The following is a 1088-nucleotide window of genomic DNA, read 5'->3' as shown; positions in this document are numbered from 1 at the left end:
TCGGTGGCGGTGGAGCGGTTCGGGGGGCTTTCCCCGGAGGGCCGTTCGTATGTGTTCGATGCGCGTGCGGATGGTTATGTGCGGGGTGAGGGTGGCGGTGTCGTCGTTCTGAAGCGGCTGGCGGATGCGGTCGCTGATGGTGACGACATCGTGTGTGTCATTCGTGGTGGTGCCGTCAACAACGACGGTGGCGGTACGGGCCTGACGGTGCCGTCACCGGACGGGCAGGCCCGGGTACTGCGCTCGGCACTCGCGAACGCGGCCGTGGGCCCGGCGGACGTGGCGTATGTGGAGTTGCACGGTACGGGTACGCCGGTGGGTGACCCGGTGGAGGCGCGGGCGCTAGGGGAGGCCTACGGCTCTGGTGCGCGTCCGGTGCCGTTGGTGGTGGGGTCGGCGAAGTCGAATGTGGGGCATCTGGAGGGTGCGGCGGGTGTTGTCGGCCTGATCAAGGCGGCTCTGTCGGTGCGGGCGGGGAAGGTTCCGGCGAGTCTGAACTTCGTCTCGCCGCATCCGGACATCGATCTGGAGGGTTGGGGTCTGCGGGTGCAGACCGGGCTGGGGGAGTGGCCCGTGGAGGGCGTGCGAAGGGCGGGTGTGTCGTCCTTCGGTATGGGCGGCACCAACGCCCACCTCATCCTCGAACAAGCCCCCGAGCAGACGGTTGCCGAGGCCGAGCCGGAGACGGGTGTGGCGGTGCCGTGGGTGCTGTCGGCTCGTTCGGCGGAGGCGCTGCGCGAGCAGGCGGGGCGGCTACGGGAGCTCGTGAGCACCGACTCCTCGCTCGGAGTGCGGGATGTGGCGTTCTCGCTGGCCACGACCCGGACGGCGTTCGAGCACCGGGCCGTGGTGCTGGGTGACGGTCATGCGGAGCTGCTGAAGGGGCTGGGCCTGCTGGCCTCCGGGGAACCGGGGGCGAGCGTCCTGCGCGGGGTCGTGCGGGAGGGCGGTCGTACGGCGTTCCTGTTCACCGGGCAGGGGAGTCAGCGGGCGGGGATGGGGCGGGAGTTGTATGCCTCGCAGCCGGTGTTCGCGGAGGCGTTCGATGCGGTGTGTGCGGCGGTGGATCCGTATCTCGCACACCCGTT

The 1088-nt window shown here is 70.3% G+C and carries 1 protein-coding gene and 1 pseudogene; both read left to right on the top strand.

All coding sequences use genetic code 11. The features are described from left to right. Window positions 1-3: 3 nt before the first annotated feature. A pseudogene (locus tag ABZ915_RS48790) lies at window positions 4-117 on the top strand (beta-ketoacyl synthase N-terminal-like domain-containing protein); the annotation flags it as partial. A gap of 33 nt (window positions 118-150) precedes the next feature. Further along, the coding region (locus tag ABZ915_RS48785) for a ketoacyl-synthetase C-terminal extension domain-containing protein (protein ID WP_361817958.1) at window positions 151-1088 on the top strand (938 nt) is incomplete at its 3' end.

Origin of the sequence: Streptomyces sp. NPDC046915 (genome assembly GCF_040644935.1) — a bacterium.
Lineage (GTDB): Bacteria > Actinomycetota > Actinomycetes > Streptomycetales > Streptomycetaceae > Streptomyces.
The sequence above is the reverse complement of the archived record's forward strand: the minus strand, read 5'-3'. Positions and strand labels throughout refer to the sequence as shown.